This is a genomic window from Streptomyces hebeiensis (assembly GCF_052983195.1).
Genome location: NZ_CM129812.1, coordinates 6078463 through 6092307, shown reverse-complemented (window position 1 = coordinate 6092307; position 13845 = coordinate 6078463). Strand labels below are relative to the sequence as shown.

Sequence of the window (13845 nt, the reverse complement as noted above, 5' to 3'; positions counted from 1 at the left end):
GCAGCGTCGGTCACTGGTCCGCCCCTTCGTGCTCGTCGGTCTCGTCGGCGGTGGCGGCGTCGGCGCCTTCGGCAGCGGTGTCGTCGTCGGCGGCGGCGAGCGGCTCGTACACCAGCACCGCCCTGTTGTTCGGGTGCAGCCGCGCCGCGGCGACGGCACGCACCTCTTCCGCGGAGATGTCCAGGATCCGGCCGACGGCGGTCAGCGCCAGCTGCGGGTCGCCGAACAGGACCGCGTACCGGCACAGTTCGTCGGCGCGGCCGGCGACGGTGCCGAGCCGGTCCAGCCACTCGCGCTCCAGCTGGGCCTGGGCCCGCTCCATCTCCTCCTCGGTGGGTCCGTCGGCGGCGAGCCGGGCCAGCTCCTCGTCGACGGCCGCCTCGATCCGGTCCACCTCGACGCCGCCGGACGCCTTCACGTCCAGCCAGCCGAGCGAGGGGGCGCCGGCCAGCCGCAGCAGCCCGAATCCGGCGCCCACCGCCGTGCGGTCCCGGCGCACCAGTCGGTTGTGGAGGCGGGAGGACTCGCCGCCGCCGAGGACGGTGAGCGCCAGGTCGGCGGCGTCGCACTCGCGCGTGCCGTCGTGGGGCAGCCGGTAGGCGGCCATCAGCGCGCGGGCCGGGACCTCCTCGTGGATCTCCTGGCGCAGCTGCTCGCCGATGATGTCGGGCAGCGTGCCGTCGCGCGGCGGCTTCTTGCCGTCGTGGGACGGGATGGAGCCGAAGTACTTCTCGATCCAGGCGAGCGTCTGCTCGGGGTCGATGTCGCCGACGACCGACAGCACGGCGTTGTTCGGCGCGTAGTTGGTACGGAAGAACGCGCGGGCGTCCTCCAGGGTCGCTGCGTCCAGGTCGGCCATGGAGCCGATCGGCGTGTGGTGGTACGGGTGGCCGTCGGGGTAGGAGAGGGCGGTCAGCCGCTCGAAAGCCGTGCCGTAGGGCACGTTGTCGTAGCGCTGGCGGCGCTCGTTCTTGACGACGTCCCGCTGGTTCTCCATGGACTCCTCGTCGAGCGCGGCGAGGAGCGAGCCCATGCGGTCCGCCTCCAGCCAGAGCGCCAGCTCCAACTGGTGGGCGGGCATCGTCTCGAAGTAGTTGGTGCGCTCGAAGCTGGTGGTGCCGTTGAGGGAACCGCCCGCGCCCTGCACCAGTTCGAAGTGGCCGTTGCCCCGGACCTGGGCCGAGCCCTGGAACATCAGGTGCTCGAAGAGGTGAGCCAGGCCGGTACGGCCCTTGACTTCGTGGCGCGAACCGACGTCGTACCAGAGGCAGACCGCGGCGACCGGGGTCAGGTGGTCCTCGGAGAGCACCACGCGCAGGCCGTTGTCCAGCCGGTGCTCAGTCGCTGTCAGGCCGCTGGTACCGGCCTGCGCTGTGGCCGTGTGACCCATGGGCATGTACGTCCCTTCGATCGCGATATGGAGAGGTCCTGCCACTGTATGCAAGCGTGCTGACACCTGGCGAAGTTCCCGCGCCCGTTCCCTCGCCGCGTACCCTCGACGCACGGCCGACGACGGGTCGAGGTCGGTGTTGTCGGTGGCCCGGTCCACAATGGTCGGCGTCGGACCGCGACGTTGTCGTACGGATCCCGCGTCCCGCCAGCAGCTGGCCACTGGTCCAGCACCCTGATCCTGTGAAGGAGCCGCAGCAGCGATGGCCCGCCGCAGCACGAAGACCCCGCCGCCGGAGGACTTCGAGGAGAGGATCCTCGACATCGACGTGGTCGATGAAATGCAGGGCTCCTTCCTCGAGTACGCCTACTCGGTGATCTACTCCCGTGCCCTGCCGGACGCCCGGGACGGCATGAAGCCGGTGCACCGCCGGATCGTCTACCAGATGAACGAGATGGGGCTGCGCCCCGACCGTGGCTATGTGAAGTGCGCCCGGGTCGTCGGTGAGGTGATGGGTAAGCTCCACCCGCACGGCGACGCCTCCATTTACGACGCTCTGGTCAGGATGGCACAGCCGTTCTCGATGCGGCTTCCCCTGGTCGACGGCCATGGCAACTTCGGTTCGCTCGGCAACGACGACCCGCCGGCCGCGATGCGGTACACAGAGTGCCGGATGGCCGACGCGACGTCACTGATGACGGAGTCGATCGACGAGGACACCGTCGATTTCGAGCCGAATTACGACGGTCAGGAGCGGGAGCCGGTCACGCTCCCGGCCGCGTATCCGAACCTGCTGGTCAACGGCGCCTCCGGGATCGCCGTCGGCATGGCGACGAACATGCCGCCGCACAACCTCGGCGAGGTCGTGGCGGCCGCCCGCCATCTGATCAAGCATCCGGGCGCCGACCTGGAGACGCTGATGCGGTTCGTCCCGGGGCCCGACCTGCCCACCGGCGGCCGGATCGTCGGCACGGGCGGCATCAAGGACGCGTACGAGAAGGGCCGCGGCACGTTCAAGATCCGTGCCACCACGACGGTGGAGGACGTCACCGCGCGCCGCAAGGGCCTGGTCGTCACGGAGCTGCCGTTCGCGGTCGGTCCCGAGAAGGTCATCTCGAAGATCAAGGACCTGGTCTCCGCCAAGAAGCTCCAGGGCATCGCGGACGTCAAGGACCTCACGGACCGGGCCCACGGACTGCGCCTGGTCATCGAGATCAAGAACGGTTTCGTGCCCGAGGCGGTGCTGGAGCAGCTCTACAAGCTGACGCCGATGGAGGAGTCCTTCGGCATCAACAACGTGGCGCTGGTCGACGGGCAGCCGCTGACGCTGGGCCTGAAGGAACTGCTGGAGGTCTACCTGGACCACCGGTTCACGGTGGTGCGCCGGCGCAGCGAGTTCCGGCGGACCAAGCGGCGCGACCGGCTTCACCTGGTCGAGGGACTTCTTGTCGCGCTGGTCGACATCGACGAGGTCATCCGGCTGATCCGGTCGAGCGACAACTCGGCGCAGGCCAAGGAGCGGCTGATCGAGCGCTTCTCGCTGAGCGACGTCCAGACGCAGTACATCCTGGACACGCCGCTGCGCCGGCTCACCCGCTTCGACCGCATCGAGCTGGAGAGCGAGCGCGACCGGCTCAACGGGGAGATCGACGAGCTGACCGGGATCCTGGAGTCGGACACGGAGCTGCGCAAGCTCGTCTCCGGCGAACTGGCCGCGGTGGCGAAGAAGTTCGGCACGCCCCGGCGCACCCAGCTGCTGGAGTCCACGGGCGTCGAGGTGGCCGCGGTGCCGCTGCAGGTCGCCGACGACCCGTGCCGGGTCCTGCTGTCCTCGACCGGTCTGCTGGCGCGTACGGCCAACGGCGAACCGCTGGCCGGCGGTGACGGCAAGCGCGTCAAGCACGACGTGATCGTCTCGGCCGTGCCGGCGACGGCGCGCGGCGACGTGGGCGCGGTGACCTCCGCGGGGCGGCTGCTGCGCATCGCGGTGATCGACCTGCCCCAGCTGCCGGCCGCGACCGCCGCGCCGAACCTGTCGGGAGGCGCGCCGGTGTCGGAGTTCCTCGCGCTGGAGGACGACGAGACGCTCGTCTGTCTGACCACGCTCGACGAGTCGTCGCCAGGACTCGCGCTGGGCACGCTCCAGGGCGTGGTCAAGCGGGTGGTCCCCGACTACCCCGCCAACAAGGAGGAGTTGGAGGTCATCTCCCTCAAGGAGGGCGACCGGATCGTCGGCGCGGCGGAGCTGCGCACGGGCGAGGAGGACCTGGTCTTCATCACCTCCGACGCGCAACTGCTGCGCTACCAGGCGTCGCAGGTACGGCCGCAGGGCCGGGCCGCGGGTGGCATGGCGGGCATCAAGCTGGCCGAGGGCGCGTCCGTGATCTCCTTCACGGCGGTGGACCCGGCGGCGGACGCGGCGGTGTTCACGCTGACCGGTTCGCTCGGCACGCTGGACGTCCCGGCGCGTACGGCCAAGCTCACCCCCTTCGACCAGTACCCGCGCAAGGGCCGGGCCACGGGCGGCGTGCGCTGTCACCGCTTCTTGAAGGGCGAGGACCTGCTGACGCTGGCCTGGGCGGGGGCCACCCCGGCGCGCGCCGCGCAGAAGAACGGCACACCGGTGAAGCTGCCGGAGCCCGACCCGCGCCGGGACGGTTCGGGGACGCCGTACACCGCGGCGATCGACGTGCTGGCCGGGCCCGCGCACTGACACGCGCCGACGGTCAGGCCCGCGCCCTGAGGGTCAGGCCCGCGCGCTGACCGCCGGGCCGGCCGGTGTGCTCACGGCCTGTCCGGGTCCTCGGCCCCGGACAGGCCGGGCACGTACCGCAGGACGCCCCACATCGCCCGGTCGTCGACGGGACCGGCCTGGACGCCCGGGCCGTGGGGCTCCGGGGGGTCCGTCTGCTCGCAGGCCGCCAGCTCCTTGAGCAGGGCGTCCCCGTCGGTGCCCGAGCCGATCAGCACGAGTTGGGTGCCCGGCTCCTCGTCGCGGGGCCAGGGCTCAGGGTGGAAGCGCAGGAACCGGCCGACCGCGTGGAGCGCGTAACGGTTGGCCGCGTCGTACGATCCGAAGCCGACGAAGCCCTTGATGCGGTACAGGCCGTCGGGGCGTGAATCGAGGAACGCCATGAGCCGCCGGGGGTCCACCGGGGCGCGCGAGGTGAACGAGACGCTCTCGTAGCCCGCGTGGAGATGGCCGTCATGGCCGGAGTGGCCGTCATGGGCTCCCGCGCCGCCCAACAGGTCCTCGAAGGAGAGCTGGCGCACCTTCTCCTCCCCGGCCGGCCGGACGGCCGGGTCGAACAGCAGCGCCGGGTCGATCCGTCCGTACGAGGCGGAGACCGCCGGTGTCCCCGGGCTCAGCTCGCCGAGGGTGGCGCGCAGGCGCCGCAGTTCGGGCTCCGCCACCCGGTCGGTCTTGTTGAGCACCACGAGGTCGGCGATCGCCAGGTGCCGGTCGATCTCGGGGTGGCGCTCCCGGGTGGCGTCGAACTCGGCCGCGTCGACGACCTCGACCAGCCCTCCGTACACCGTGCGGGGGTTGTCCGCGGCGAGGATCATCCGGACCAGCTCCTGCGGCTCGGCGAGGCCGCTGGCCTCGATCACGATGATGTCGATCCGCGCGGAGGGCTTGGTCAGCAGCTCCAGGTAGCCGTCGAGTTCGCTCGCGTCGACGGCGCAGCACAGACAGCCGTCGCCGAGCGAGACCGTCGATCCGACCTGTCCCGCGACCGTCATGGCGTCGATCTCGATGGCGCCGAAGTCGTTGACGACCACGGCGATCCGGTTGCCGGCGCGGTGCCGCAGCAGATGGTTGAGCAGGGTCGTCTTGCCCGATCCGAGGAAGCCCGCGAGAACGACCACCGGGATCCGCTGCCTGCTCACTGGTGCGCCTCCGTGCCGCCGGCGGGTCGGTTCCCTCCCGCTCAGCCCGCCGGCACCGGCTGCGGCGGGGGCGGTCCCGCGTACCGGGCCGCCGGGCGGATGATCTTGGAGTCGGCCGCCTGCTCCAGGATATGGGCGCTCCAGCCGACCGTAACTGCGAGCGAACCGCGAACTACGCAAGCGACTTGCGGACAGGAGGACATTCCGGAAAAACGCCGGGCCCTTTACCGTTCGTACGTATGAGCGCCGGACCGAACAGCACAGGGAGACGACGGAGGCTCGGCTGGCCGCGCCGGGTCTTCTCGCAGGTGCTGCTGATGCAGATCGCCATCGCCGCGGGCGTCACCGTGCTGGCCACCGGGCTGTTCCTCGCGCCCTTCAGCGAGGAGCTCGACGAACAGGCGATGCGCCGGGCGCTCGTGATCGCCGAGACGACCGCGTCGGCACGGGTCGCCGAGGACCTCAAGGACACCCGGCCCACGGTCGAGGGGCCCGTGCAGGCCGAGGCGGAACGCATCAGGCGGTCCACCGGCGCCGAGTATGTGGTGATCATGGACCGGCACGGCGTGCGCTGGTCCCACCCCGACCACGCGCAGATCGGCAAGGTCGTCTCCACCGACCCGAGCGCGGCGCTCGCCGGCCGCCACCTCATGGAACTGGACAGCGGCACGCTGGGCCGCTCGGCCCGGGGCAAGGTCCCCCTGCGCGACTCCTCGGACCGGATCGTCGGTGCCGTCTCGGTCGGTATCGCGTACGACAGCGTCCGCGACCGGCTTCTCGCCTCGATCCCCGAACTGCTCGCGTACGCGGGCGGGGCGCTGGCCGCCGGTGCGCTCGCCGCGTATCTGATCTCCAGGCGCCTCCAGCGACGGACCCATGACCTGGCGTTCTCCGACATCTCCGCCTTGCTCGCCGAGCGCGAGGCCATGCTGCACAGTCTGCGGGAGGGCGTGGTCGCGCTGGACGGCACCGGCCGGATCCGGCTGATGAACGACGAGGCGCAGCGACTGCTGCGGCTCGGCCCCGACGCCACCGGGCGGCCCCTCGACACGGTGCTCGGCCCGGGACGCGCCACCGAGGTGCTCGGCGGCCGGGTGGTGGGCGAGGACCTGCTGACCGTACGGGGCAGTCGGGTGCTGGTCGTCAACCGGATGCCCACCGACGACGGCGGGGCCGTGGTCACCCTGCGCGACCGTACGGAGCTGGAGCGGCTCGGCCGGGAACTGGACGCCACCCGTGGCCTCATCGACGCTCTGCGGGCCCAGGACCACGAGCACGCGAACCATATGCATACCCTGCTGGGACTGCTGGAACTGGAGATGCACGAGGAGGCGGTGGAGTTCGTGACCGAGGTCGTCGGTGTGCACCGGACCACCGCCGAGCAGATCACCGAGCGCGTCCACGACCCGCTGCCCGCCGCGCTGCTGGTCGGCAAGGCCACGGTCGCCGCGGAGCGGGGCGTTCCGCTGCGGCTCTCCCCGGACTCGCTGCTGCCCGACCGGCTGGTGGACCCACAGGGGCTGGTGACGGTCGTGGGCAATCTGGTCGACAACGCGCTGGACGCCGCGGCCGGTTCCGAGAATCCGGGGATCGAGGTGGAACTGCGCGCCGAGGGCCGTACGGTCGTCGTCGTGGTCTCCGACAGCGGCCCCGGCATCGCGGAGACCGAGCGCGATCTCGTGTTCGCCGAGGGCTGGTCGACCAAGGAGCTGCCGGCCCACGGCAAGCGCGGACTCGGGCTGGCGATGGTGCGCAGGCTCGCCGAGCGGCAGGGCGGCAGCGCGCGGGTCGACGCGGCGGCGGACGGCGGAGCGGAGTTCACGGTCGTCCTCCCGGAGGCACTGACAGGGGCGGACCAGGCGGCCGCAGCGGACCGGGCGGACCTCGCGGACCGGGCGGATCACGGCATGGCGCGCGACATGTCCACGACGGGCCTGGCCCCGGCTGTCGCGCCACCGTCATCAGGACCGTCACCGAAGCCGGCACCGACACCGCACGAGCGGGCCACCGCGAGGGAGAAACGGTGATCGACGTACTGGTCGTGGACGACGATGTCCGGGTCGCGGGGATCAACGCGGCCTATGTGACCAAGATGGCGGGCTTCCGCGTGGTGGCCGAGGCCCACTCCGCCGCCGAGGCGCTCGCCCGGATGGCGGAGCACTCCGTCGATCTCGTCCTGCTCGACCACTATCTGCCGGACCGGAACGGACTCTCGGTGGTCCAGGAACTGCGCCGACACGGCCACCAGACCGACGTGATCATGGTGACGGCGGCCCGTGACGTGGCCACCGTCCAGGCGGCGATGCGCCATGGCGCGCTCCAGTACCTGGTGAAACCGTTCACCTTCGCCGGACTGCGGGCCAAGCTGGAGGCGTACGCCGGACTCCGCAGGACCGTGGAGGGCGGCGGCGAGGCGGAACAGTCGGAAGTCGACCGGATGTTCGGCGCCCTGTCCGTCGCGACCGCGCCCGCCCTGCCCAAGGGCCACTCCCCCACCACGGCCGAGCTGGTCCGCCAGGTGCTGCTGAGCGCCGAGGGCCCCCTCTCGGCCCAGGAGATCGCGGAGCACGCGGGCATGAGCCGGCAGACCGCACAGCGCTATCTGAAACTGCTGGAGCAGACCGGACGGGTACGGCTCAGCCTCCGGTACGGAGAGACGGGGCGCCCCGAGCACCGCTACACGTGGGCGGCGAGCGCCTGACCGGTCGGCGAGCAATGGCCGACCAGGGTGAGCACCTCGGCCTCCCGTCCGGTCAGCCCGTCGGGCGGCGCGGCCGGGACGGATGGCGCGGGCGACGCCGTCACCCGTTCCGGCAGTCGCCGCTGGACGGCGGGCGCCTGCCCGGCCCGCCCTGCCGCGACGCCCTCGACAGCCGGCCTACCGGGAGACGGCCCGACGCCGCCCGACGCCGGCCGAGAGACGAGCCGACGCGGGCCGCGAAGGGGCCCGGAGCCGACCGTGGCGGCTCAGGTGTCGATGCGCGAGCGGTCCAGGGTCGCCGCGGAGCTGGTGATGAACTCCTTGCGGGGCGCCACCTCGTTGCCCATCAGCAGGTCGAAGATCTGCTCGGCCGACTCCAGGTCCCCGATGTTGATCCGCCGCAAGGTGCGGTGACGCGGGTCCATCGTGGTCTCGGCCAGCTGGTCGGCGTCCATCTCACCGAGGCCCTTGTAGCGCTGGATCGAGTCCTTGAACCGGATGTTCTTGCGCTGGAACTCCAGCAGCGTCTGGCGCAGCTCGTTGTCCGAGTACGTGTACACGTACTTGTTCTGGCCCTTCTTGGGCTGCACCAGCTCGATGCGGTGCAGCGGCGGTACGGCGGCGAAGACCCGGCCCGCCTCCACCATCGGCCGCATGTAGCGCTGGAAGAGCGTGAGCAGCAGGCACCGGATGTGGGCTCCGTCGACATCGGCGTCCACCAGGAGCACGATCTTGCCGTAGCGGGCGGCGTCGATGTCGAAGGTCCGCCCTGACCCCGCTCCTATGACCTGGATGATCGCCCCGCACTCGGCGTTCTTGAGCATGTCGGAGACGGACGACTTCTGCACGTTGAGGATCTTGCCGCGGATGGGCAGCAGGGCCTGGAACTCACTGTTCCGGGCGAGCTTGGCCGTGCCGAGCGCGGAATCACCCTCCACGATGAACAGCTCGCTGCGCTCGACGTCGTCGCTGCGGCAGTCGGCGAGCTTGGCGGGCAGCGAGGAGGACTCGAGCGCGGTCTTCCTGCGCTGCGCCTCCTTGTGCTGACGGGCAGCGATACGCGTGCGAGCGGCGGCCACGACCTTGTCCAGCACGGCCCGCGCCTGCGCCTTGGCGTCGCGCTTCGTCGACGTCAGGAAGTCCTTGAGCTCCTTGGCGACGACATTGGCGACGATCCGGTTGGCGGCCGACGTGCCGAGGATCTCCTTGGTCTGGCCCTCGAACTGCGGCTCCGCGAGCCGGACCGTCACCACGGCGGTGAGGCCCTCCAAGGCGTCGTCCTTGACGACATCGTCCTCCGCGACACGCAGGAGCTTGGCCGAACGCAGCGCCTCGTTGACCGTCCTGGTCACCGAACGTTCGAACCCGGTCACATGCGTGCCCCCCTTGGGGGTGGCAATGATGTTGACGAACGACCTGATCGTGGAGTCGTAGCCGGTGCCCCAGCGCAGCGCGATGTCGACGCCCAGCTCACGGGTGACCTCGGTGGGGGTCATGTGCCCGCGGTCGTCCAGGACCGGAACGGTCTCCTTGAACGTCCCCTGACCGGTCAGCCGGAGCACGTCGCACACGGCCTTGTCCTGGGCGAGGTACTCGCAGAACTCGCTGATTCCGCCGTCGAAGCGGAAGGTCTCCACGGAGGCGCCGCTGTCCTCGCCGTTGCCGCCCGACCGCTCGTCCCTGACGACGATGGTCAGACCGGGGACGAGGAAGGCGGTCTGGCGGGCGCGCTGGTGCAGCGTCTCCAGCGAGAGCCGGGCGTCCTTGAGGAAGATCTGCCGGTCGGCCCAGTACCGCACGCGCGTGCCGGTGCGGGTCTTGGGCACCCGCTTGCCCTTGACCAGGCCGTTCGAGGGGTCGAACGGGGCGTCGGGCCCCTGCTCGGTGAAGATGCCGGGAACCCCCCGGCGGAAGCTGATCGCGTGCGTGGCGCTGTTGCGGTCCACCTCGACGTCCAGCCGGGCGGACAGGGCGTTGACGACCGAGGCGCCCACGCCGTGGAGCCCGCCCGAGGCGGCGTACGAACCGCCGCCGAACTTGCCTCCCGCGTGCAGCTTGGTCATCACGACCTCGACGCCGGACAGGCCGGTCTTGGGCTCGACGTCGACCGGGATGCCCCGGCCGTTGTCCTTGACCTCGACCGAGCCGTCGTCGTGCAGGATCACCTCGATGTGGTCGCAGTAGCCGCCGAGGGCCTCGTCGACCGAGTTGTCGATGATCTCCCAGAGGCAGTGCATCAGGCCGCGGCTGTCCGTCGAGCCGATGTACATTCCGGGGCGCTTGCGGACCGCTTCGAGCCCCTCAAGGACGAGCAGGTGCCGCGCGGTGTAGTTGGAGCCGTCACGGTCTGCGGTCAGCAGCGCAGTGGACGGCACGGACGTATCGGCGGTCACGCGGTTCGCTCCTCGCTGAATTTGGATGGGGGCCCGGTGGGGTAAAGGCCCGGCTTCTGTCACCGGTCAGAGCGTACAGAGGCCAGGTAGAGCCGTTGTCACGCCACCCTCGCCGATTCTTATGCTAGTCCAAGGTCGTATACGTGTTCGATCCCGCAAGGGAGTGAAGCACACATCACGTTCCCTTCCAGGCATGAACCATTTAGGCTCCGGGCACGTCCTCCTCAACAACCGGCAAGCCAGCCGGGGAGGGCACCCCCGACAAGCGACCCCGAGCGAACCCCAAGCAAGCGAAACCCGTAGCGCGAAGCTCCACCAAGCAATACGGCCCATTCGCCGCCAACCGTCAGTATCCAGCCATCACCAGAAAGAATTTTCAAGGAGAAGCCGCGAGCGGGAACGTTTTCGGCCTGGTTGGATGTTGACCCTGGTACGACAGCTCGTCGAGCTAGAGAAGAGGCGACGTGACTACTGTTCTGACCCCCGCGAGCCCGCTGACGGCGGCTGACCGCTGCGACCGCTGCGGCGCCCAGGCATATCTGCGCGTCCTTCTGTCCAGCGGTGGTGAGCTGCTCTTCTGTGCCCACCACGGGCGCAAGTTCGAGCCGGAACTCAAGAAGATCGCCGCGGAAATACAGGATGAGACCGACCGACTGACGGCCGTACCGGCCGGCGGCGGTGAAGAGGAACGCTGACACCTCGCATCCCACGACGAGCCAGGGGCCGGTCTCGAGCCGCCCGTTCTCGTCGGCGTCCGGCGCGCCTCTCCCCGCCCGGTCAGCCTCCATGGGCCCCGACGGCCTCGGCCACCAGCGGTACGTCGACCGTGATCCGCGTGTACACCCCTGGGCTCTCGGGGCGCCCGCAGCCGCTGCCCCAGGAGACGAGGCCGATGAGCCGTCCCTGGGCCACCAGCGGCCCGCCGCTGTCTCCCTGGCACGCGTCATGCCTGCCCGCGGGATCGCCCGCGCAGAGCATCGTGGAGGGCTCGTAGCGGCCCCCTGAGCCGCCCGGGTAGGCCTTCCGGCACTCGGCGTCGTCCAGGACGGTCACGCGCGCCGCACGCAGCGCGTCGGCGTACGTACCGCTACCGGTGGTGTCGCCCCAGCCGTAGACGTGGGCCTCGGTCCCAGGCTCGGTGACCGGGTTCCCAGGCTCCGCCGACCGGATCACATACCCCCTCGGCAGCGCACGGGCCAGTGTCACGACGGCGAGGTCCGACCTGTTGGTGTCCCGGTCGTAGGCGGGGTCCGTGCGCACGGAGCGCACCGCGACCTCCCGCCCGCCGCCGCCCCGCAGCCGCTCGCGGCCCGCGATGACCCTGAGGTCGCCGACCTCCTCCGGAGCGGCGCCGAGAACGTCGGAGCTCATGCAATGGGCCGCCGTCAGGACCTTCGTCGGCGCCACCACCACTCCTCCGCAGAACTGGCCCGCCCGCTTGGTGCCGAACCGGCCGACACTGGAGAGGGCCACGGCCCAAGGACTGTCGGCGGTCCGCACCGGCTGGCCGCCGACAATCACCCGATCGGCCGTGGCGGGCGTGGGCGCGACGAGCGGGAGCGCGACCCCGGTGGCGACCACGGCCAGCCCGCCGGTCAGCTTTCGGGCAAGGGAACGGCGCATTCGGGCTCCTGACTCTCCGGTTTACCTTGATATACCCAGAGTCACCCACTCAGTCGGGGCTCGCACCCCCGCGCACAGCGCGGGCCCGGATGCTCGGTGGCATCCGGGCCCTCACATGCGCTTCCGCGCGCCCCCCGGGACCACCCTCAGGGCGCGCCGCCGCACCACGGGCGAACCTGTGGTGCGGCGCGGAGTGGCCGGCCGGGTCGGGTCAGTCCAGGTAGTCCCGGAGCACCTGCGAACGCGACGGGTGGCGCAGCTTCGACATGGTCTTCGACTCGATCTGACGGATGCGCTCACGCGTCACGCCGTAGACCTTGCCGATCTCGTCCAGCGTCTTGGGCTGACCGTCGGTGAGGCCGAAGCGCATGGAGACCACACCCGCCTCACGCTCGGAGAGCGTGTCGAGCACGGAGTGGAGCTGCTCCTGGAGGAGTGTGAAGCTCACGGCGTCGGCGGGCACGACCGCCTCGGAGTCCTCGATGAGGTCTCCGAACTCGCTGTCGCCGTCCTCGCCCAGCGGCGTGTGCAGCGAGATCGGCTCCCGGCCGTACTTCTGGACCTCGATGACCTTCTCGGGGGTCATGTCGAGTTCCTTGGCCAGCTCCTCCGGGGTGGGCTCGCGGCCCAGGTCCTGGAGCATCTGGCGCTGCACGCGGGCGAGCTTGTTGATGACCTCGACCATGTGCACCGGGATACGGATGGTGCGCGCCTGGTCCGCCATGGCGCGGGTGATCGCCTGCCGGATCCACCAGGTGGCGTACGTGGAGAACTTGTAGCCCTTGGTGTAGTCGAACTTCTCGACCGCGCGGATCAGGCCCAGGTTGCCCTCCTGGATCAGGTCCAGGAAGAGCATGCCGCGGCCGGTGTAGCGCTTGGCCAGCGAGACCACCAGCCGGAGGTTGGCCTCCAGCAGGTGGTTCTTGGCGCGGCGGCCGTCCTCGGCGATGATCTCCAGCTCGCGCTTGAGTTTGGGTGCGAGCTTGTCGGAGTTCGACAGCTTGTCCTCGGCGAACAGGCCGGCCTCGATGCGCTTGGCCAGCTCGACCTCCTGCTCGGCGTTGAGCAGCGGGACCTTGCCGATCTGCTTCAGGTAGTCCTTGACCGGGTCGGCGGTGGCACCGGCGACGGCCACCTGCTGGGCCGGCGCGTCGTCCTCGTCGTCGTCGGAGAGGACGAAGCCCTTGTTCTCGCCCTCGGGCTCCTCGTCCTCGCCCTTGACGACGGGCACCTCGTCGGTCGGCTCCTCGCCGTCGATGAGGTCGTCGACGTCCTTCTTGGCGACGGTCTTCTTCGCGGTCGTCTTCTTGGCCGCGGCCTTCTTGACCGTGGCCTTCTTGGCGGCGGACTTCTTGGCCGCGGCCTTCTTGGCGGGCGCGGCCGGCTCTCCGGCCGCGGCGTCCACGGTCCCCGCGGCGGGGGCCGCCGTGGCGGCGACGGTCTTCGCCGCGGCCGTCTTGGCGGCGACGGTCTTGGTGGCGGTGCGCTTGACCGGGCTCTTCGCTGCGACGCTCTTGCGGGTGCGCTTCGGCGACTCCGCGGCACTGACCATCAGCGTCACACCCTCTTCCTCCAGAATCTGGTTGAGGCTGCGCAGAACATTTTTCCACTGGGTTGGCGGAATCTGGTCGGCCTCGAAGGCGCGACGCACGTCATCGCCGGCGATCTGCCCATCAGCCTTTCCCCGCTCGATGAGCGCCATCACAGACTCGGACTCGGCGATCTCCGGCGGGAGCGTACGGGATGTGCTGGCCGACACGAACAACCTCTCGGAACGATGGGAACGGCTTCCGGCCCCGCCCAGGTTCGGGTCGGAGCCGACGACCGTCGACTGGGGATGGGCCGAC

At 70.5% G+C, this 13845-nt stretch carries 9 protein-coding genes and 1 pseudogene; 4 read left to right on the top strand and 6 right to left on the bottom strand.

What is annotated here, in order from left to right; genetic code table 11:
• Window positions 1–10 precede the first annotated feature (10 nt).
• Window positions 11–1396 carry a M16 family metallopeptidase gene (locus tag ACU6P3_RS26110; RefSeq protein WP_447194357.1) on the bottom strand — a complete coding sequence of 462 codons (1386 nt, stop codon included), beginning with the start codon at window positions 1394–1396 and terminating at the stop codon, window positions 11–13.
• A gap of 256 nt (window positions 1397–1652) precedes the next feature.
• Here ACU6P3_RS26110 and ACU6P3_RS26105 point away from each other — a divergent pair, with 256 nt between their 5' ends.
• Window positions 1653–4103 carry a DNA gyrase/topoisomerase IV subunit A gene (locus tag ACU6P3_RS26105; protein WP_447194356.1) on the top strand — a complete coding sequence of 817 codons (2451 nt, stop codon included), beginning with the start codon at window positions 1653–1655 and terminating at the stop codon, window positions 4101–4103.
• A gap of 71 nt (window positions 4104–4174) precedes the next feature.
• Here ACU6P3_RS26105 and ACU6P3_RS26100 read toward each other — a convergent pair whose 3' ends face one another.
• Both ACU6P3_RS26100 and ACU6P3_RS26095 read right to left on the bottom strand, forming a co-directional pair.
• Entirely contained in the window at window positions 4175–5281 is a 1107-nt protein-coding gene (locus ACU6P3_RS26100; RefSeq protein ID WP_447194355.1) for a CobW family GTP-binding protein, read from the bottom strand.
• A gap of 41 nt (window positions 5282–5322) precedes the next feature.
• A pseudogene (locus ACU6P3_RS26095) lies at window positions 5323–5439 on the bottom strand (citrate/2-methylcitrate synthase); the annotation flags it as partial.
• An 81-nt stretch (window positions 5440–5520) separates the two neighbouring features.
• On the opposite strand from ACU6P3_RS26095, the gene ACU6P3_RS26090 reads away from it, so the two are divergent.
• Both ACU6P3_RS26090 and ACU6P3_RS26085 read left to right on the top strand, forming a co-directional pair.
• Window positions 5521–7308 carry a sensor histidine kinase gene (locus ACU6P3_RS26090; RefSeq protein ID WP_447194354.1) on the top strand — a complete coding sequence of 596 codons (1788 nt, stop codon included), beginning with the start codon at window positions 5521–5523 and terminating at the stop codon, window positions 7306–7308.
• Window positions 7305–7982: a DUF7342 family protein gene (locus ACU6P3_RS26085; RefSeq protein ID WP_447194353.1), complete on the top strand. Its 678-nt coding sequence runs from the start codon at window positions 7305–7307 to the stop codon at window positions 7980–7982. The genes ACU6P3_RS26090 and ACU6P3_RS26085 overlap by 4 nt, the downstream gene beginning before the upstream one ends.
• A 266-nt stretch (window positions 7983–8248) precedes the next feature.
• Here the strand turns inward: ACU6P3_RS26085 and ACU6P3_RS26080 are convergent, their stop codons facing one another.
• On the bottom strand, window positions 8249–10375 hold the full coding sequence (locus tag ACU6P3_RS26080; RefSeq protein WP_030745309.1) for a DNA gyrase/topoisomerase IV subunit B: 2127 nt from the start codon (window positions 10373–10375) through the stop codon (window positions 8249–8251).
• A 464-nt stretch (window positions 10376–10839) separates the two neighbouring features.
• On the opposite strand from ACU6P3_RS26080, the gene ACU6P3_RS26075 reads away from it, so the two are divergent.
• Window positions 10840–11070, top strand: coding sequence for a DUF7455 domain-containing protein (locus tag ACU6P3_RS26075; protein ID WP_114662714.1), 231 nt, complete (start codon window positions 10840–10842; stop codon window positions 11068–11070).
• 82 nt (window positions 11071–11152) lie between these two features.
• Here the strand turns inward: ACU6P3_RS26075 and ACU6P3_RS26070 are convergent, their stop codons facing one another.
• Together ACU6P3_RS26070 and ACU6P3_RS26065 are read right to left on the bottom strand one after the other, a co-directional pair.
• Window positions 11153–11998 carry a serine protease gene (locus ACU6P3_RS26070; protein ID WP_447194352.1) on the bottom strand — a complete coding sequence of 282 codons (846 nt, stop codon included), beginning with the start codon at window positions 11996–11998 and terminating at the stop codon, window positions 11153–11155.
• Between the two features lie 211 nt (window positions 11999–12209).
• Window positions 12210–13757 carry an RNA polymerase sigma factor gene (locus ACU6P3_RS26065; RefSeq protein WP_447194351.1) on the bottom strand — a complete coding sequence of 516 codons (1548 nt, stop codon included), beginning with the start codon at window positions 13755–13757 and terminating at the stop codon, window positions 12210–12212.
• Window positions 13758–13845 lie beyond the last annotated feature (88 nt).

Coding starts and splice junctions, on each gene's coding strand:
- ACU6P3_RS26110 (WP_447194357.1), bottom strand. CDS start 1,396: ATGCCCATGGGTCACACGGCCACAGCGCAGGCCGGTACCAGCGGCCTG.
- ACU6P3_RS26105 (WP_447194356.1), top strand. CDS start 1,653: ATGGCCCGCCGCAGCACGAAGACCCCGCCGCCGGAGGACTTCGAGGAG.
- ACU6P3_RS26090 (WP_447194354.1), top strand. CDS start 5,521: ATGAGCGCCGGACCGAACAGCACAGGGAGACGACGGAGGCTCGGCTGG.
- ACU6P3_RS26070 (WP_447194352.1), bottom strand. CDS start 11,998: ATGCGCCGTTCCCTTGCCCGAAAGCTGACCGGCGGGCTGGCCGTGGTC.